This is a genomic window from Bradyrhizobium algeriense (genome assembly GCF_036924595.1).
Taxonomy (GTDB): Bacteria; Pseudomonadota; Alphaproteobacteria; order Rhizobiales; family Xanthobacteraceae; genus Bradyrhizobium; species Bradyrhizobium algeriense.
In genome coordinates this window covers 6,007,362-6,025,000 of sequence record NZ_JAZHRV010000001.1, presented here as the reverse complement: position 1 = coordinate 6,025,000, position 17,639 = coordinate 6,007,362, and the positions used below count along the sequence as shown (strand labels likewise).

The window sequence follows — 17,639 nt, the reverse complement described above, 5'->3', positions numbered from 1 at the left end:
AGGCGGGCTTGTGCCGCAAATCGCGCCAACCTCACACCGGCAATCCCGCCTTGAGCAGACCGGCCTCATGCCGCCGGCGGTCGGCCTCATGCTTGTAGTGCTGGGTGGCGAGATAGCTCGTCACCGAGAAGCCCGGTTCGAGCTTCACGACCTCGGCCGCATGCGCCGCGGCCGCAACGCCATTGCCCATCTGCGCGAAGATGGCGGCGAGGAAGGCGTGATGCGTGAAATCGGGCCGCGTGATCCGCGCGAAGGCTTCGGCGGCCTCCGCGTATTTCTCGGCGCAGTAGAACGCGCGGCCGAGGTGATTCCAAAAACGCTCGGGGTGGTAGGGGTTGAGGCGCATCGCCTTCCTGATCCAGTCGATGCCTTCCTCGGGCCGGCCCAGCCAGGTCAGAAACTCGCCTTGCTGTACCACCACAAGGTCGTAATTGGGATTGAGGGCCAGCGCGCGCTCCTGGTGATATGCGGCGCTGTCGTGATCGTCGCGGGTCAAATTCACCGCGGCCAGGATGCGATGAACGTCGCTGTCGTTATCGTCGAGCGCCAGCGCAAGCTGCAACTCGGCGGCCACCTCTTGGAAGGTGGCGTCGCGATCCGCGCACCAGCCATAGACCCATGTCTGGCCCAGCACGCACGCCCTCCAGGCATGGGCGTGCGCATAGTCCGGATCGAGCGCAAGCGCGCGTTCGAGCAGGGCCTGTGCCTCGGCGTTGGCTTCCCGTTGCGAGCGGTGGTGCAGCACCTTCGCGGCCAGGACGTACTCATAGGCCGCCATGTTGTCGGTCCGCTTGCGCTTCGCCCGCTCGTGCGTGGCAGCCTCGACGCGGCCGGGGAGGGTGGCAACGATCGCGCCGGTCACTTCGTCCTGAATGGCGAAGATGTCCTCGAGCTTGCGGTCGTAGCGTTCCGCCCAGACGTGCCGGTCGGTTTGTGCGTCGATCAGCTGCACGGTGACACGGACGCGATCGCCGACCTTGCGCACGCTTCCCTCGAGCACGTATTCGACGTCGAGCTCGCGGGCAATTTCCTGCACCTTCACCGCCTTACCCTTGTGCACGAAGGTCGAGTTGCGCGAGATGACGAGAAGATCGCGGAAGCGCGACAGCTCGGTGATGATGTCCTCGGTGAGGCCGTCGGCAAAGAATTCCTGCTCCGGGTCGCCGCTCATGTTGACCAGCGGCAGCACCGCGATGGACGGCTTCCTGGTCGCGATGGTCGCTGCCGCGCCGTCCTTGCCGCTCATCGGCGTCTCGGCGGCTTCCGGCTCGAAGCGCACCCGAAAGACGTGGATCGGGCGGGTGATGTTCTTGACGTTCTGGTTGCCGAGATCCTCAAAGGCGATGTCGTCGAGCCGGTCGCCGACCTGATCGCGCACGGCGCCGGAGACGCAGATGCCGCCTGGCTCGGCGAGCACCTCGAGACGCGCCGCAACGTTGACGCCGTCGCCGAAGATGTCGTTCTCCTCGATGATGATATCGCCCAGATTGATGCCGATGCGGAATTGGATCCACCGCGCCGGCGACACGTCGGCATTGCGCCGCGCCATCCGCCGCTGCACTTCGGCCGCGCACGACACCGCATCAACGACGCTATGGAATTCCACCAGCATGCCGTCGCCGGTGGTCTTGATGATGCGGCCGCGGTTCTTGGCAATCAAGGGATCGATGAGCTCAAGCCGGTGGGTTTTCAGGCGGGCAAGCGTCCCCGCCTCGTCAACCTCCATCAGCCGGCTGTAGCCGACCATGTCGGCGGCAAGGACCGCAGCGAGTCTTCGCTCGGGTCCAGGCGCGTGCATTTTCGCCTCTCCGGCAAGCAGTCTAGCAGATTTGCTGCGCTGGCCAAGGTTGCTTATCGGATGGCCGCCGAGCCGCGGCTCAATCTGGAGCAGCAGGAGTCTCGGTCCGGCAACTATACCGTTTCCGGCAGGGCGAACACCATTGCGAGAACGGCAGGCGAATTGAGTGCCGCGAGCTTTTCCCGCGCACTGAGAAAACCCGTCGCATCCTCGAAAGTCTCCGCATCTTCGATTTTGGCGCGTGCGATTGCCAGATTCGCATCGACCTCGCCGCGCTTTCTGGGTTTTGGGGCGGACAGGTTGTTCAGATGCGCCTCGCGCAAGCCGGCGTCGTGGCGCAATTCGTGCAGCGGACAGGCGAGGGGCGAATGCGGTGCGTTGGCGAGTTCATTGGCTCTCTGCAGGACGCGCGGCGGCGCAGTCTGCTCGGGCGTTTTGAACAGTCGCGGCGTCCGGTTTGAACCGGTGGACGACGACAGCATGGCCATCGGAACAGCCAGCAACAGGCCAATGATCACCGGCGTCATCCAAAGCAGCAGCGGCAGCGACACGGCATAGGCACTGATGGCCATGACGACGCCAATCAACGTCGGCACCGAATAGGTGCTGACGATGTCGCGGTGCGAGACCGCGCCGTCGTCCCGACGCTGAACCTGCCATCCCGCATCGCGCCCGAACAGGATTTCAGCAACGGCGGACGACTGGAAGATCATCATGATGGGCGCGGCCAGGCCCGAAAGAACCGTCTCGGCGATGATGCCCGCGAACACGAGGAGGCTGCCGCCGAACTTCCTTCGCGCCTCGCTATCCCCAAGCAGCACAATGAAGGCCAGCAGCTTTGGCGCGATCAGCATGCCCATCGTGCCGACGAACACCCACGCCGCCAGGATCGGGTCCTGCGCCGGCCAGGTCGGAAACAGCGAATATCCTTTCGGGAAGTATTCGGGCCTGACGAACTGTGCCTGCAGCGATACCAGAATTCCAAACACCAGAAAGATCAGCCAAAGCGGCGCGGTGAGATATGATCCAATTCCGGTCAGCAAATGAAGCCGCGATACCCAGTGAAAGCCGCGCGTCGGCAACAGCGCCAGATGCTGCAGATTGCCCTGGCACCAGCGCCGGTCGCGTGCGGCAAAATCCGAAAGCGTGGGCGGAGATTCCTCGTAGCTGCCTCGAAGCGTCGGCGCCATGTGAATGGCCCAGCCGCCCCGCCGCATCAGCGCGGCCTCAATGAAGTCGTGGCTCAGAACATGCCCGCCGAACGGCTTGCGTCCCCCGAGTTCGGGCAGCCCCGCATACTGCGCAAAGGCCCGGACACGAATGATCGCGTTATGTCCCCAGTAATTGCCTTCGGAGCCGTGCCACCATGCAATCCCTGCGGCCAGCATCGGGCCGTACAGCCTTCCTGCGAACTGCTGCCACCGCGCAAACAGCGATCTTGCATTGACGATAACCGGCAGCGTCTGAATCAGCGCGACCTTGGGATGCGCCTCCATCGCGGCGGCGAGCCTGACGATGGTGTCGCCGGTCATCAAGCTGTCGGCGTCGAGGATCAGCATGCTCTCATAGCCGGCGCCGAACCGCTTCACCCAGTCCTCGATATTGCCTGACTTGCGCGCGGTGTTCTCGGGGCGATGGCGATAGAAGATCGGAGCCGCGTGGCCGATGTTCTGTCGAAGTCCAAGAAAGCATTTCTCCTCGGCGATCCAGATCGCGGGGTCGGTGGTGTCGCTCAGCACGAACCAGTCGAACTGCGAGCCGTGTCCGGTTTCCTCGACCGATTCATAAATCGCGCGCAATCTCGCCAGCACGCGATAGGGATCCTCATTGTAGGTCGGCAGGAGCATTGCGGTCCGGCCGTGGATCGCCGGCAGGGGAATGCCGGGGTCGATGCCGAGCTCGTTTTTCTTCCTCGCCAGCAGCACGAAGAAGCCGGCAAGCGCCGACATGAAGGAAAAGGCAATCCAGGCAAACAGCAGCACGAACAGCAGGAGGATGATCGATTCCAGGACCGTGACGCCTCCGACCTGGAGAACCCGGTACATCTCGTAACAGCCCGCCGCAGTCAGGATCGCGGTGCCGGTCAGGATGAAACCGCGCCGGATCCACATCGGTGCAAAGTCGGGCGCCGGCGGTGGTTCGAACCGCCGCAATGGCTGCACCGCCATATCGATCGGCGCTTCCCGGGGAAGGAATTCGTGCAGCGGGATATCGCCGGGCCCGGACGCTCCACCGGCTTTCGCTAAGGTGTCCATCGGTAAATCCAGATCTCCGATATCGCCTCATTGTCCTGCATGAGCGATGCGCGGAGTTCGACCGGGGTCTTTTCCTTCAGCAGCTCGAAGCTCAACCGCCAACCGCCGGTCGCCGGATTTGGCTGGGTGACGATGTTCTGGATCTTGGCCTTCTCGGCCGTCACGTCCCCGCGCAGCTTTTTCGGATCGACGGATTTCAGTTTATCGCCGGTCACGTCGAGCACGAAGATCGTGGCGTTGTCGCCTCTCGCGCCGATGCCGGTTCGGGAAAACCGCGCCAATGACGTCGGCTTCGGAGTATCCGGTCCCCAGTGCAAACGATAGGTGTAAGTGTGCTCGCCCTTGGCCGGCAACGGAGCTTTGGGAAGCCAGAACGAGGCGATGTTGTCGTGAATTTCTTCCTTGGTCGGGATTTCGAGCAGCTTAACCGCGCCTTCGCCCCAATCGCCGATCGGCTCCGCCCACAGGCTTGGCCGCCGCTCGAAATTGGATTCCAGGTCCTGAAAGGCGGAAAAATCCTTCTGGCGCTGCATCAGGCCGAAGCCGCGCGGGTTGAGGTCGGAAAACGAGGAAACCTGCAAATCCCTCGGATTATGCAGCGGCCGCCACAGCTCCTCGCCGCGGCCGTTGAAGACGGCAAGGCCATCTGAATCGTGAACTGCGGGGCGGAAGTCCTCGACGTCCTTGCGGTCGTTCGGTCCGAAGAAGAACATGCTGGTCATCGGCGCGAGGCCCGCATGAGTTAGATCCACGCGCGGATAGATTGCCATCTCCACATCGAACACCGTGGTGTCGCCGGGCCGGATGGTGAAACGATAGGCCGCGGCGGCGCTCTCGCTGTCGAGCAGCGCATGCACGACGATGGAATTGGCGCCTGCTGCCGGCTTCTCGATCCAGAACGTCTTGAAGAATGGAAACTCTTCGCCTTTGGCTTCGCCGGTGTTGATCGAAAGACCGCGTGCCGAAAGTCCGTAGAGTTGGCCCTTGGCCACCGCGCGGAAATAGCTCGCGCCGAGAAACACACAGACCTCGTCATAATAGTCGGGCTTGTTGATCGGCGCATGCAGCCGGAAGCCGGCAAAGCCGAGGTCTACCGCCGGACCCGGCGGCGCCAGATCGCCGAACGAAAACAGCTCGGGCTGGTAGGGGATTTTCGTCGCCTGGCCGTCCTTCACCTCGAAGATGTCGACCCGGTTCTTGTAGAAGAACCCGCGATGGAAGAATTGCGCCTCGAAGGGCAATTTTTCGCCGCGCCAGAGCGCGCGCTCCGGCAAGAACCGGATTGCGCGATAATGGTCGTAATCGATGTTGGCGAGATTATCGGGCAACTTCTCGCTCGGCGCCTTGTACGGCTTGCTGGCGAGATCCCGCGCCATTTGCCGGACGATGGATCGATCGAACGGCGCCGGCTGGGCATGTGCGGCGGACAGAAGCCCGGGCGCCACGCCGGTTACCAACGGCAACGCGGAAGCAGCGAGGAAATTCCTGCGATTCACGAAACAACCTCGCGGTTACTAACGACGACCCCTCGGCAACGCAGTGACACCCCGACGGTTCCTCACTTCGGAACAGAACTGCCGTTTTTCCAGGTTGCCTAAAATCCGGTCATGCGGACCGTGCTAGCTTCGCAATGTGTGGCTTATCCGGGTGACCACGCCATCCCACTGGCGTTTTTCCGCAACGGGATAATTAATCATCACGCAGTCCATGGTGCCGTTGCCGCGGTTGCAGCGGTTGTACCAGATCCGGTCGTTGCGAATGCTGGACACGACAAAGAAATCAGACGTGATCCGTTTGTAGATGATGCCGGCAGGCGGCCGCTTCTTGGCCAGGAACGTGGCGGGTGAATCGTTGTCGGGATTGGGAACGGACTGCACGGTGAGATCCGCGCGATTGTCGTTGGTGAAAAAGCGCCGTCCTGTTCCGCCTTCCGGTTGTCCGGCATCCCGGGTGAAGATCGAGACCGGCATGTCGACGCTGGTCCCGGTGCTCGGGATCTCGTAGCGCCGCCATTCCGCGTCGCCGGCAAAGGCGAGCGGCGGAAGGAAGACCAACAGGGCGAGAGCAGCAGACAAGCGCGACGCACGCATTGAACGATCTCCGGTTCGATTCGAGATAATCGAATCGATCGATCTTCGTTCCAGCTCCCGACATTTCTAGGGCGCAGCTTTGTCGCAGATATGCTTGCCTGCGATATATCCAAATGTCAGCGCAGGCCCCAGCGTGATGCCGGCGCCGGGATAATTGCCGCCCATGATGCTCGCCATGTCGTTGCCGGCGGCATAGAGGCCTGTGATCGGCTGGCCGTGTTCGTCCAGCGCACGGGCGTGTTCGTCGGTCCTGATGCCGGCATAGGTGCCGAGATCGCCGATCACCATTTTGATCGCGTAGAATGGCCCGTCCTTGATCGGGGCGACGCAGGGGTTCGGGCCGTGCAGCGCATCGCCCTGATAGCGGTTATAAGCGCGCGAGCCCTTGCCGAAGGCGGGATCGCGGCCTTCCGCGGCTGGGGCATTGAACTCGGCGATCGTCGCCTCGAGCCCTTGCCGGTCGATGCCGGTGCGGTCGGCGAGTTCGGCGAGGGTGGTGCCGCGCTTGAGATAGCCGGTCGCGAGATGATGGCGCAGCGGCATCGGAAACGGTGGTACGCATCCAAGGCCATATTTTCGCAAGGCGCGGTGATCGCACACCAGAAACGCGGTGATCTCTTCGCCCAGCTTCGCCGCCTTCACCATCGCCTGCACGAAGTCGTGGTACGAATTGCCTTCATTGGCAAAGCGCTTGCCGTCGCGCATCACGGCGATGACACCGGGCTTGGCGCGGTCGATGAAATGCGGCATCACGCCCTTGCTGCCGTCCTTGCGCTCGGTGATCGAGACCGGCACCCAGGCCGCAGCGTTCGGCAAATTGTCCTCGATACGGCCACCGGCGGCTTCCGCCAATCGCAAGCCGTCACCGGTGTTGCCGGCAGGACCCGGCGAGAAATGTTCGGTGCCATCGCCCGCGTGCGGGAACATCGCCTTGCGCCTTGCGACGTCGTGCGGGAAGCCGCCGCAGGCCAGCACGACGCCGCGCTTGGCATTGACACGGACCAGCTTGCCACGGCGTTCGACGACCGCGCCGCGCACCGCGCCGTCCTCCACGATCAGTTCGTGCACCGGCGAGGACAGCCACAGCGGAATTTTCAGGTCGAACGCCGATTTGGCGAGGCGGCCTGCGAGCGCATTGCCGTTGGTCAGCGTCATGCCGCGGCCGTGGCGCAGCACGTCCATTGCATGCTTCGACAGGCGCTTTGCCACATAGATCGCCGAGGTCAGCGATTTGGTCGCGCGCATGAAGTGGACGATGTCCTTTCCCGATCCCAGCATCATGCCGAACACCGTGAGTTCGGGGAGGGGGCTGCCGAGGGTCTTGACGTGCTCGCCCAATTCGCGGCCGTCGAACGGCCGCGTCACCATCGAGCGGCCGCCCTGCGCGCCGCCCGGGGCTTCCGCATGATAATCCGGAAAGGTCAGCGGCATGTCGAAGCGCACCGCCGTTTTGCTGGTAAAAAAATCCACCGCTTCGGGACCAGTGGAGAGAAACGCATCGACGCGCGCGGCGTCAAAGCTGTTGCCGGCCTCATGCCGCAGATAGGTCCGCGCCTGGTCCGGGCTTTCCTCGATACCCCAGCCGCGCGCCAGCGAGGTGCCGGGAATCCAGAGCCAGCCGCCGGAGCGCGCGGTGGTGCCGCCAAAGCGGGGCTCCTTCTCGACGATCAGAACATTGAGCCCGTGATGTCCCGCAGTGACCGCCGCCGACATTCCGGCGCAGCCCGAGCCGACCACCAGCACGTCGCATTCGTAAGTTTCTTGTTCGTTGCCTGCCACGCGATCTGTCCTGCTTGCTTATTCTTGGTCGGGCATTTGGGTTGGGATCGGCCGGCCTGTCAATCACGCGGCGATGGTGCCTGCTTCCCTTCAATTCCCCGTCTCGAAGGAGCACGTCGCGCCGCCGCCCGCTTTCTGCCTGATCTCGGCCGGGTCGAGCGTGCAGTTGAGCTTCGAGAGGCTTTCGAACACCGATCCGGCAGCGCCGTCGGCGGGAACGCCGGCCATGGCTTCGGTCGCAAAGATCTCGCTGGCCCGCCGCCCTGTTACGGTTTGCTTGGCGCCCTTGAAGGTCAGTTCGCAGGAGCGCGCGGTGATGTCGACATTGCTGACGCGGCAGACGATCTTGTCCGCGGTAACCGAAATCTTCTTGGCGTAACGCACGCCGCTCTGTCCGACGAAAAATGCGCTGACGGCTTCGCGTTCATCCGCCGTCAGCAGCGGCGAATACAGCGCCACGACGCCGGCCAGCGCCAGAGCTGCCGGTCCGCTGGCCGTTGCCGGTGCGGCGGAGGCGGTGGAAGCGCCGGCGGTAAGAAGCGAGACGACAACAACCGCCAGCCTGCCGGATTTCATTTTCATCGCCCTGCGTGATGCGCGCTCGCATTCCGTACCACAGCAGGCTTGCTTCGCCAGTGGCGAATATTTCGCTCGCGAACGGCAGGCTCGATGCGCTGTGCAGTTCGGGCAGGGCGGCCCCCCAAGTTATGCGCTTGCGCCGCCTTCGCATCGGCGGCACATTTGCGGGCGCGACGCCAAGATCGCCGAGACGAAAACCCGAGGAAGCTCCATGGCGGCCACGCGGATCGACTGCGATATTCATCCCGCGGTGGACGGAACCCGCACCACGCTGCTGCCCTATCTCGACGACCACTGGAAAGAGCAGGTGGTCAGCCGCGCCATCGATGGCCTCGACCTCAACTCCTATCCGCCCAACATGCCGTTCTCGGGCCGCGCCGACTGGCGGCCGGCCAATGGCAAGCCGGGCAGCGAGCTTGCGATGGTGCAGCGCGGCGCGTTCGACCAGCTCGGTGCGAGCCACGCGATCTGCAACGTCGTCTATGGCGCGCAGGCGGTGTTCGATTCCTATATGGCCGCCGGCTTCTGCAAGGCGATCAACGACTGGATCGCGGCCGAATGGCTTTCAAAAGATCCGCGGCTGAGCGCCTCGATCGTGGTGCCCTTGCAGGCGCCTGATCTGGCGGTGGAGGAAATCGAGCGCAGAGCCGGCGACAACCGCTTCGTCTCCGTGCTGGTGCTGGCGCAGGGCGAAACGCTGCTCGGACGACGGCATTACTGGCCGGTGTGGCAGGCGGCTGCGAAACACAAGCTGCCGGTCGCGATCCATGCCGGCAGCGCCTACCGCACCGCGCCGAGTTCGATCGGCTGGCCGTCCTATCGCTACGAATATTATCTGGCCGAAGCGCAGGCGTTTCAGGCCCAGATAATGAGCCTGATCTATGAAGGCGTGTTCGGCAAATTCCCCGACCTCAAAGTGGTGCTGATGGAATCAGGCGTGAGCTGGCTGCCGGCCTTCATGTGGCGCGCCAACAAGACCTGGCGCGGCGTGCGCGTCGAGGTGCCGTGGGTCGAGCGCGAACCGGCGTCGATCATCCGCGATCATGTTCGCGTCACTATGCAGCCGTTCGACGGCCCACCGGATGCCGCAGGCATAGCCGACGTGATCGAGCAGATCGGCTCGGACAAGATGTTCCTGTTCGCGTCGGACTATCCGCACTGGCAGTTCGACGGCGACGATCCGATGCCGCCGCATCTGCCGGCCAGTATCGTTACGCGCATGTGCGCCGACAATCCGCTTGAAACCTTTCCGCGGCTGAAGCTCGCCGCATAGGACCTAAATACAAGGAGGATCGCATGAGTGATGTCATCGACCGCCCTATCCTTGCCGAGGAAGAAGCCGCCAGGAGCCGGCTGCGCATCATCGATTGCGACGTGCATCCGAGCATTCATGCGCACAGCGACCTCGATCAGTTCCTGCCGAAACGCTGGCAGCAGCATCTTCGGACCTACGGAAGCCATCTGCGCACGCCCTATATCGGCACCACGCCGTATCCGCGCTCCTCGCCGCTGATCGCGCGCCGCGACGCCTGGCCGCCGACCGGCGGGCCGCCAGGCTCGGATCTCGATTTCATGCGCAAGCAGCATCTCGATCCGCTCGACGTCGAGTACGGCATTTTGCAGGTGCTCGACCTTTTCATCTTCTCGCAGCAGAACCTGGAATTCGGCGCCGCGATCCAGCGCGCCATCAATGACTGGCAGCTCGCGTTCTGGTCCGACCGCGATCCGCGGCTGAAGGCCTCGATCCTCGCCGGCCAGGACGATACGCAGTTCGCGATCGCCGAGATCGAGCGCTGTGCAAAAATCGGCCGCTATGTGCAGATCAATGTCTGCCCGCGCGCCAACGAGCCGCTCGGCCGCCGCCGCTACTGGCCGATCTACGCACGCGCGCAAGAGCTCGGCCTGCCGCTCGGCATTCACGTCGGCGGCTATGGCGGGCATGCGCCGACCGGCGGCGGCTGGCCGTCTTATTATGTCGAGGAACACCAGTCGAACGCGCACACCATGGCGGCGCAACTCACCAGCCTCGTGCTCGAAGGCGTGCCGGAACGCTTCCCTGATCTCAAGATCGTGTTCATCGAAGGTGGATTTGGCTGGATCCCGTCGGCCACCTGGCGGATGGATCGGCATTTCGAGGCGTTCCGCAGCGAGGTGCCGCATCTCAAGCGCCGCCCGTCCGAGTATGTGAAAGAGCATTTCTGGTTCACAACGCAGCCGATCGACGAACCCGATGAAGCAAAACATCTGCGCTCGCTGATCGAATGGGTCGGCGCCGATCGCCTGCTGTTCTCGTCGGATTATCCGCACTGGGATTTCGACGATCCGCGCTTTGCCTTCAAGACGCCGCTGAGCGAGACCGAGCGCCGGAAAATCTTCAACGGCAACGCGCGTGCGCTCTACAAGCTCTGAGCGACGACAAGGATAGCATGGCCCGTCACATCGTCGCCCGCACGTCCGACATCCCGCCCGGCGGCAACAAGGTGTTTGGCGTCGAGGGCCGCGACATCGTCGTGTTCCACGTCAACGGCGAGTTCTTCGCGCTGCTCAATCGCTGCCCGCACGAGGGCGCGCCGCTGGAAAAGGCCGCCTGCGTCGCGCGGCTGACCTCGCCGGAGCCCGGCGTCTACCAGCGCTCGCGCGTCGGCGAGCTGTTGCGCTGCCCGTGGCACGGCTGGGAGTTCGACATGCGCAACGGACAATCTTATTTCGATCCGAAGCGCGTCAAGGTCCGCTCCTATCCGGTGGCGATCGAAAACGGCGAAGCACTGCAGAAGGGGCCTTACGTCGCCGAGACGTTTCCGGTGCTTGTCGAGGACAGCTATGTCATCATCGAGACCTGAGCCACATCGGTTCTGATTGAATCAGAGCCAGGCTCTGATGTTCTGACGCGCTTTTCCTTGCGGTATTCACCTTCGGATCAAGTCGCATGCTTCGCCCGAAACGCGATGGCGGCGATCTCAGTGCGAGATTGCACTGAGATCATTTGACGCCGCCAACACGGCCTCAACCGCAGACCTGAACGGGCTGCCGCCGCCAGCCATGCCTCGTGTGCACGCGGCGCTGAACCACATAGCAGCCGCCGTCATTGTAATAGGCGTAGGGGTCGTAGGCGTAATCATTGTAGTAGCCATACGGGTAGAAGCCGTAGCCTAGCCCCGAGCCGTACACGAAGCGGCGTCCATAACCGCCATGGAATCCGCGACCGAAGCCGCCATTGTGGAAACCACCGGCGAAACCGCCGCCGTGGAAACCTCCACCGTGGAAGCCGCCACCACCAAAGCCTCCGCCATGGAAGCCGCCGCCACCCATGCCGCCACCATGGAAGCCGCCACCACCATCAAAGCCGCCGCCATGACCGCCTCCACCTCCGCCGCCGCGCGCCAACGCCATTGTCGGTGAGGCCAGGCCGACCAACGCAACTGCCCCCAACGCGATTACCAGCTTTCGAAACATGATCATTCTCCGTCAGAAAGGTTGCTCCCAACCAGGACACTTCGTCAGGTGGCGACGATTGCGAGGAATCACCATTCGTTTGGAGCGATCGGCTATTCAACTCCGTGCGAGACTGGCTAAATTTTGATTCATGAAGCGCGGTGCGCGCGAGCTTCGTCGAAACTCAATCATGCATCGCCGTCAGCCCATCGACCATCGCTCCAACGATGATCGCAATCTCCTCGCGCAACGCTTCGACCGGCACCGCGATCAGCTTCTGTTCGAGGCCGAGCAGCACCATGCCGTGCGCGGCGGAGAAAAGACTGCGCGCCGTCACGCCGAGCTCCGCCGGCGAACGGTTTGGAAACAGCGCGGCGAGCGGACGATAGATATGGCGGAACAGATCCATCTGCTCGCTGATCGCCCATTCCGGAACAGGTTTGCCCGGCGCCATCCGGTGTTCGAACAGCGCGCGCCACAGTTCGAGATTTTCCGCGGCGAAATTGCAATAGGCGACCGCGATGCGCACCAGCGTTTCGCGAGGGGAGGCGGGGCCATCGCTTTCAGCGGCTGTCAGCGCGGCGTCGAGCCGCCCAAGCGTGCGCGATCCCACCCGCAGGATCAGTTCGTCCATATCCTCGACGAGATTATAGACCGCGCCGTTGGCGACGCCGATTTCCCGCGCCAGCTCCCGCGTCTTCAGGCCGGCCAATCCGCCCGCGGAGATGCTTCGCTCCGCCGCCAGGATCAGTTCCTCCCGGAATTTTGCTCGTCTTTCCATTGCTTTAGACATTATTTACCAATTTCTTGAGCGATGCTCAAAATAGTTCTTGAGCAATGCTCATGTTGGTGCTACAACTGAATCATGAGCGGTGCTCATAACACAGGGAGTTACCAATGTTCAAAACTGTTTTGACGCTCTTCCGGGGCAGCGTGGCTGCCGCGGGAGAAGAACTGGAAGACCGCTCGGCACTTCTCATTCTCGACCAGCAGATGCGTGACGCGGCCGCGGCCGTCGAACGTTCCAAGCGCACGCTGGCGCTGGCGATCGCAGGCGACCAGCAGGAAGGCCGCCGTCTCGACGCCACCAACGCCCGGATCGCCGATCTCGAAGTCCGCGCCACCGCAGCGCTCGATGGCGGCCGGGAAGATCTCGCCCGCGAAGCGGCACAGGCGATTGCCAATCTCGAGGCCGACCGCGATGCCGCGATGACTGCGCGAACCCTGTTCGCGTCTGAAATCACGCGCATGAAGCGGCAGGTCGCCAATGCCGAAGCCCGGATCACCGAGCTTGATCGTGGCCGTCGCATCGCCCGTGCGTCGGAAGCGGTTCGTGCGCTTCGCCGGGGCGGCATCGAAGCCGCGCGTCCCTACGAATCCACGCTGCCGGAAGCGGAGAACACGCTGAAGCGGCTGCGTGAACGCCAGATCGAGGCCCAGGCCGCTTCTGACGCCCTGATCGAACTCGATGCCGCGAGCGGTCCGCTGGCGACCGCCGAGAAGCTCGCCGAACAGGGCTTTGGCCCTCGGCTGAAATCAACCGCGGACGACGTACTCGCGCGGCTGAACGCCAAACGCACGCAGGCTGCCTGAAACTGAATTTGATCGATTTAACCCATATCAACAGGAGATTGTCATGAACCAGAACGTCCAACCCCACAGCAGTGCCTGGGTTACCTTCACTTACGCTTCGTTTTCCGCATCGGCCTTCATGGTCGCCGTCGGCGTGTTCTTCCTGCCGCTCGATCTCTGGATCAAGGGCTACCTCGCGATGGGCATCGTCATGCTCGTTCAGTCCTGCGTCACCCTGACCAAGACCGTGCGCGACATGCACGAGAGCGGCAAGATGGTGAACCGCATCGAAGATGCCAAGGCCGAACGGCTGCTGATGGAAGTTTCCAAGGCTGCCTGATTTCCAAGGCTGCCTGATTTCCAAGCCCGCGTAACCTGTGACGCGGTGCTGGCGAGGCGGGCGGCGGATGTTTCGGCATTCGCCGTCCGTTCGGCGGCCAGGCATGATCGAGAAATCGCTGCAATCCGGCTTTGCGTCGGAAGTCTCAAGGAAGGATCGACTTCAATGAAACGACCCGTGGTGTTTCTTCTGCTGGGACCTTCGCTGGTTGCGCTCGCGGTGTGGATGGTTGCTGCTGCCATCGCGGGTCGGATCGACGATAGCTTCATTGGTGTATGCGCAATAACGGCCTTTCTGCTCACCTTGCCTGTATCGTCGATCGCCGGGCTCATGGACGGGTATCTTGCACGGGGTTTGCCGACGCTCTTGAGGGCATCCCTGACCGCAGCCTTCGGCATGACGATTGCCATCGGCCTGATTCTCGCCCTGTTCGCGATCATGTTTTCGCCGACGGTGCCGCCGGAGGTCATGAACGGCGCACTCTGCGCCGGCCTGTTCCTGCTGCTGCCGATGGGCATGTGCTCGCTGTTGTCGAACGATAATGGCAACCGGCAACGGCATTCGATTGAACCGCTCTGCGCGTGACGAAGCGATGTGCGGGCCGCGTAACCTGTGACGCGCGGCGCTAGCGAGCGAGGACGGCGGATGTCTCAGCATCCGCCGTTCGCTTGGTCACTTTGACGGTGCCGGTCAACTGACGATTGCAGAAGGTCTGACTTCGATGAAGAAAGCGCTCGTGTTCATGGACGCCATGGCCGGAGCCGCGGTTCCCTGTCATGATTCATTTGGCGTCGCCGCTCAATGTATCGTTTACCCTGTCACAACCTAAGGCTGATCGGCTCACAGCTCCTTAACCGGCGCGGGCGCACAAGTGCCGGGCGGATCAGGTTGCGGCGCGGCTTCGCGAAACGCAGCCTGTCTGAGACTGATATTTCATCGCATAATCTCATTTGCAGGACGGCGCCATGAATCAGAATATCCAGCATCACAGCAACGCCTGGGTCACCTTCACCTACGGTTCGTTCGGCGCCTCGGCCTTCCTGGTCGCGATCGGCGTCTACTTTCTCCCCGTCGACCTCTGGATCAAGGGCTATCTTGCGATGGGCATCGTGATGCTTATTCAGTCTTGCGTCACCCTGACCAAGACCGTGCGTGACGTGCATGAGAGCAGCCGCTTTGTGAACCGCATCGAGGACGCCAAGACCGAACGGCTGCTGATGGAAGTTTCCAAGGGCTCTTAATTTTCAAGGCTTCATCATTTCCAAGGTCTCGTAACCTGTGGCGAGGTCGTGGCGAAGACAGGCGGCGGATGCTTCGGTATTCGCCGTTTGCCTGCCTTGCAGAATGTTTGACGTCACCAACACATCGTTTACCCTCCTGCCACAGTAACGTCTCGCACTCATGGCTCCTTAACGGGCTCGGCGCACAAATCCGGACCGAGTGCGGGCAAGCGGCATGGCGTCTTTCTTGAGCGGCAATTCGGCGATCCGTCATGCCTTTGGGCAGACCTTGGGGCAGATCCGCTCCGCGGCCGCAAGTCTTGGCGGCTATGGCGTCTTCTGGCTGAAGGCGCTGCGCCAGCCGACCATCGATCTCACCATTCGCACCCATTCCGGGTTGATCACGCGCATTGTCGAAACCCCCGGCCTGTCGCTTTCGGAAGCCGAACTCGGCGACCTGGTCGCGCAATTGCGCGTCGTGGCCGCCAAAACGCTGCCCGAGGAAAGCCTGACCTATGGCATTTTCTCCGGCGACCGCGAACGACTGGCACGTGCCATCGTCACGCTGATCTCCGAGGAGGCGACCGGGCGGCCGATCGCCTTCAATGCGCTGTCGGTGATGGATGTCGAACTCGATGGCGAACCGGCCGAAGTCACCCATCTCGGCCTCGTCATGGTCGATCCCGACGAGCGCGGGCGCGGGCTGTCCTGGGTTCTCTATGGCCTGACGGCGCTGGTTCTCTTTGTCCGCGACGGGCTGCGTCCGAAATGGGTTTCGAACGTCACCCAGGTGCCATCAGTGGTCGGCATGGTCAGCCAGACCTTCTCGGATGTCTTTCCGTCGCCACATCCGGACGCGCGCCAGAGCTTTGCCCATCTGCAACTGGCGCGCGGCATCATGTCGCGTCACCGCGCCGTGTTCGGCGTGGGTGAGGAAGCCGGCTTCGATGAAGCCAGATTCGTCATCACCAATGCCTATACCGGCGGATCGGACGCGCTCAAGAAAACCTTCGAAGCCGCACCAAAACATCGCGACGAGCAATACAACGCGTTTTGCGCCCGTGAGCTGGACTACGCCAGGGGTGACGACGTGCTGCAGCTCGGCCGCATCGATCTTGCGGGCGCGCGTCGCTATCTCCTGAGCGAAGTGCCCTCCGGCTCACTGCCGGCGCTGCTTGCGACCGGCACCGCGCTGGCCCTGCAGCGGCTCGTGCTTCCCGCCGTTCACTGGATGGACGATACGCGGCCCTTCGGCATCTTGCGGCCGAGGACATCCGGTAATGGGAGCGGCCCATGACGCCGGGAATGATCGCCGATTCCATCGTCAACCTGTGCGGCGCGATTGGCCTTGGCGTCGCCATGGCCACGCTCTACCGGCGTGATCCCAGGAGCCCGCTGACCCGGCGCCTGCTGGTTGCGCTTGGCATCATCGCGTTGCTGTTCCTGGTGCGTGGCGTGGCGTGGTGGAGCGGCAGCGGGGCGCTCGACAACCTGTCGATGATCCCGGCCGCGCTGATCCCGCTGGGCGCCTTGATCGTCACCGAAGGGATGCTGCGGCGTCATGCCCCGCGCCCGGCCAAGATCGTCATTCTGGCCGGCGGCATCGCGCTCGGTCTCGCCGGCGCGGTGGGGTCGGAGCGTTTTGCCGCGCCCTTTGCCATCCTGCTTGTGCTGTTCCAGCTTGGCGGCTTTGCAATCTGCGCTTGGCTGCTGGCGACGCGCGACCGGACCACGCTGATGGCGTCCGAGAATCGCAGCATCGGGCGCCTCGCCGTCGGCGCCGTCCTCGTCATTCCCTTCATCGTCACCGATTTCCGGGTGCTGATGCCGGATATCCCGGTCAGGCTCGGGGCATTGGGGGCACTGCTCGTCGTCACCGCGATCCTGATCGCGGAACGTGGCGCGGAGACGCAGCGTCAGGCGCTGCTGATGACGGCGTTGCGACTGTCGAGTTCGGCGCTGCTCGGCATTGCCGCGGCGTTTGTCGCGCCGGAGGTCGATGCGGCGCAGGTCATGCGATTTTGCGCGATTGCGATCGCCGGCGTTCTCACCATCGGATTGATGGTGGACGCGCTGCGCGCCCACTTCGAATCGCAGGTGCCCGGCGTTCTCAATTCCGTCGCGGCGTCGCCGGCCAGAACCCGCGACGCGCTGATCGCGGAACTCGCGCGTCACCCGATCTTCGAAAGCGCCCGGCGCTATCGCGAGGGTGAACTCTTGAGCTACGATCCGCCGCTGCTGCGCGATTTCCTGTCGAGCGTGCGGGTGCTGCGTCGCCCTGACGCGCCGTGGGGCCTGTCATCGTCCGATCCGGCCGTCGAACGCGTGATGTCACTGCTGGCCGCCAACAGCGCGACGCATCTCATCGTCCTGTCGCACGACCCGATCGACGTCATCGCCCTTGCGGTTCCCGTGATTTCGGCCGATCCGGCCACGGAAACGGCGTTGGCCCTGGTGCGGCGCCTGCTGGCGCTGACGCCGGAGACCATCTGACATTCCGTCACGCAAATTTTCTTGCCCGGCTTACGAAATGCATCGTGACTGTGATAAGACCGCCGCCGTAACGGTTCATGA

Annotated in this window: 17 protein-coding genes; 9 read left to right on the top strand and 8 right to left on the bottom strand. The window is 63.1% G+C overall.

The window, feature by feature from the left end; all coding sequences use genetic code 11:
• Positions 1–31: 31 nt before the first annotated feature.
• The 6 genes from V1286_RS29105 to V1286_RS29080 form a co-directional block, all read right to left on the bottom strand.
• Positions 32–1,798, bottom strand: a complete 1,767-nt coding sequence (locus V1286_RS29105; RefSeq protein WP_334485458.1) for an adenylate/guanylate cyclase domain-containing protein — start codon at positions 1,796–1,798, stop codon at positions 32–34.
• A 113-nt stretch (positions 1,799–1,911) separates the two neighbouring features.
• Positions 1,912–4,053 (bottom strand): glucans biosynthesis glucosyltransferase MdoH, encoded by a 2,142-nt coding sequence (mdoH, locus tag V1286_RS29100; RefSeq protein ID WP_334485456.1) that lies wholly within the window; start codon positions 4,051–4,053, stop codon positions 1,912–1,914.
• Complete coding sequence (locus V1286_RS29095) at positions 4,041–5,549, bottom strand: glucan biosynthesis protein G (RefSeq protein WP_334485455.1); 1,509 nt, start codon at positions 5,547–5,549, stop codon at positions 4,041–4,043. The genes mdoH and V1286_RS29095 overlap by 13 nt, the downstream gene beginning before the upstream one ends.
• Positions 5,550–5,672: 123 nt before the next feature.
• Positions 5,673–6,143 (bottom strand): hypothetical protein, encoded by a 471-nt coding sequence (locus V1286_RS29090; protein ID WP_334485453.1) that lies wholly within the window; start codon positions 6,141–6,143, stop codon positions 5,673–5,675.
• A gap of 66 nt (positions 6,144–6,209) precedes the next feature.
• Positions 6,210–7,922, bottom strand: coding sequence for an FAD-dependent oxidoreductase (locus V1286_RS29085; protein ID WP_334485451.1), 1,713 nt, complete (start codon positions 7,920–7,922; stop codon positions 6,210–6,212).
• 90 nt (positions 7,923–8,012) lie between these two features.
• Positions 8,013–8,498, bottom strand: coding sequence for a hypothetical protein (locus V1286_RS29080; protein WP_334485448.1), 486 nt, complete (start codon positions 8,496–8,498; stop codon positions 8,013–8,015).
• A gap of 214 nt (positions 8,499–8,712) precedes the next feature.
• On the opposite strand from V1286_RS29080, the gene V1286_RS29075 reads away from it, so the two are divergent.
• From V1286_RS29075 to V1286_RS29065, 3 genes are read left to right on the top strand one after another with little or no spacing between them, the layout of a single operon-like run.
• Complete coding sequence (locus V1286_RS29075) at positions 8,713–9,774, top strand: amidohydrolase family protein (protein WP_334485446.1); 1,062 nt, start codon at positions 8,713–8,715, stop codon at positions 9,772–9,774.
• 23 nt (positions 9,775–9,797) lie between these two features.
• Positions 9,798–10,910, top strand: a complete 1,113-nt coding sequence (locus V1286_RS29070) for an amidohydrolase family protein (RefSeq protein WP_334485444.1) — start codon at positions 9,798–9,800, stop codon at positions 10,908–10,910.
• A 17-nt stretch (positions 10,911–10,927) separates the two neighbouring features.
• Positions 10,928–11,341, top strand: coding sequence for a Rieske (2Fe-2S) protein (locus V1286_RS29065; protein WP_334485442.1), 414 nt, complete (start codon positions 10,928–10,930; stop codon positions 11,339–11,341).
• Between the two features lie 163 nt (positions 11,342–11,504).
• Here V1286_RS29065 and V1286_RS29060 read toward each other — a convergent pair whose 3' ends face one another.
• The gene (locus V1286_RS29060; RefSeq protein WP_334485440.1) at positions 11,505–11,954 is read right to left on the bottom strand and encodes a hypothetical protein; all 450 of its coding nucleotides are present in this window, start codon (positions 11,952–11,954) and stop codon (positions 11,505–11,507) included.
• Between the two features lie 163 nt (positions 11,955–12,117).
• Complete coding sequence (locus V1286_RS29055) at positions 12,118–12,726, bottom strand: TetR/AcrR family transcriptional regulator (protein WP_108519866.1); 609 nt, start codon at positions 12,724–12,726, stop codon at positions 12,118–12,120.
• A 104-nt stretch (positions 12,727–12,830) separates the two neighbouring features.
• On the opposite strand from V1286_RS29055, the gene V1286_RS29050 reads away from it, so the two are divergent.
• From V1286_RS29050 to V1286_RS29025, 6 genes are all read left to right on the top strand, one after another.
• Complete coding sequence (locus V1286_RS29050; RefSeq protein ID WP_108519867.1) at positions 12,831–13,526, top strand: PspA/IM30 family protein; 696 nt, start codon at positions 12,831–12,833, stop codon at positions 13,524–13,526.
• A 43-nt stretch (positions 13,527–13,569) separates the two neighbouring features.
• The gene (locus tag V1286_RS29045; RefSeq protein WP_334485436.1) at positions 13,570–13,845 is read left to right on the top strand and encodes a YiaA/YiaB family inner membrane protein; all 276 of its coding nucleotides are present in this window, start codon (positions 13,570–13,572) and stop codon (positions 13,843–13,845) included.
• A 165-nt stretch (positions 13,846–14,010) separates the two neighbouring features.
• Positions 14,011–14,430 (top strand): hypothetical protein, encoded by a 420-nt coding sequence (locus V1286_RS29040; RefSeq protein ID WP_334485434.1) that lies wholly within the window; start codon positions 14,011–14,013, stop codon positions 14,428–14,430.
• 380 nt (positions 14,431–14,810) lie between these two features.
• On the top strand, positions 14,811–15,086 hold the full coding sequence (locus tag V1286_RS29035; protein WP_334485432.1) for a YiaA/YiaB family inner membrane protein: 276 nt from the start codon (positions 14,811–14,813) through the stop codon (positions 15,084–15,086).
• A 214-nt stretch (positions 15,087–15,300) separates the two neighbouring features.
• A complete protein-coding gene (locus V1286_RS29030) occupies positions 15,301–16,362 on the top strand; it encodes a hypothetical protein (RefSeq protein WP_334485430.1) in 1,062 nt (353 codons plus the stop codon).
• Positions 16,359–17,558, top strand: coding sequence for a hypothetical protein (locus tag V1286_RS29025; protein ID WP_334485428.1), 1,200 nt, complete (start codon positions 16,359–16,361; stop codon positions 17,556–17,558). The genes V1286_RS29030 and V1286_RS29025 overlap by 4 nt, the downstream gene beginning before the upstream one ends.
• Positions 17,559–17,639: the final 81 nt, after the last annotated feature.

Bases quoted from the DNA above. Each gene is read 5' to 3' on its own strand.
- V1286_RS29055 (WP_108519866.1), bottom strand. From the start codon at position 12,726: ATGTCTAAAGCAATGGAAAGACGAGCAAAATTCCGGGAGGAACTGATC.
- V1286_RS29060 (WP_334485440.1), bottom strand. From the start codon at position 11,954: ATGTTTCGAAAGCTGGTAATCGCGTTGGGGGCAGTTGCGTTGGTCGGC.
- V1286_RS29105 (WP_334485458.1), bottom strand. From the start codon at position 1,798: ATGCACGCGCCTGGACCCGAGCGAAGACTCGCTGCGGTCCTTGCCGCC.
- V1286_RS29040 (WP_334485434.1), top strand. From the start codon at position 14,011: ATGAAACGACCCGTGGTGTTTCTTCTGCTGGGACCTTCGCTGGTTGCG.
- V1286_RS29065 (WP_334485442.1), top strand. From the start codon at position 10,928: ATGGCCCGTCACATCGTCGCCCGCACGTCCGACATCCCGCCCGGCGGC.
- V1286_RS29030 (WP_334485430.1), top strand. From the start codon at position 15,301: ATGGCGTCTTTCTTGAGCGGCAATTCGGCGATCCGTCATGCCTTTGGG.
- V1286_RS29080 (WP_334485448.1), bottom strand. From the start codon at position 8,498: ATGAAATCCGGCAGGCTGGCGGTTGTTGTCGTCTCGCTTCTTACCGCC.
- V1286_RS29075 (WP_334485446.1), top strand. From the start codon at position 8,713: ATGGCGGCCACGCGGATCGACTGCGATATTCATCCCGCGGTGGACGGA.
- V1286_RS29025 (WP_334485428.1), top strand. From the start codon at position 16,359: ATGACGCCGGGAATGATCGCCGATTCCATCGTCAACCTGTGCGGCGCG.
- V1286_RS29070 (WP_334485444.1), top strand. From the start codon at position 9,798: ATGAGTGATGTCATCGACCGCCCTATCCTTGCCGAGGAAGAAGCCGCC.
- V1286_RS29090 (WP_334485453.1), bottom strand. From the start codon at position 6,143: ATGCGTGCGTCGCGCTTGTCTGCTGCTCTCGCCCTGTTGGTCTTCCTT.
- V1286_RS29050 (WP_108519867.1), top strand. From the start codon at position 12,831: ATGTTCAAAACTGTTTTGACGCTCTTCCGGGGCAGCGTGGCTGCCGCG.
- V1286_RS29045 (WP_334485436.1), top strand. From the start codon at position 13,570: ATGAACCAGAACGTCCAACCCCACAGCAGTGCCTGGGTTACCTTCACT.
- V1286_RS29035 (WP_334485432.1), top strand. From the start codon at position 14,811: ATGAATCAGAATATCCAGCATCACAGCAACGCCTGGGTCACCTTCACC.
- mdoH (WP_334485456.1), bottom strand. From the start codon at position 4,053: ATGGACACCTTAGCGAAAGCCGGTGGAGCGTCCGGGCCCGGCGATATC.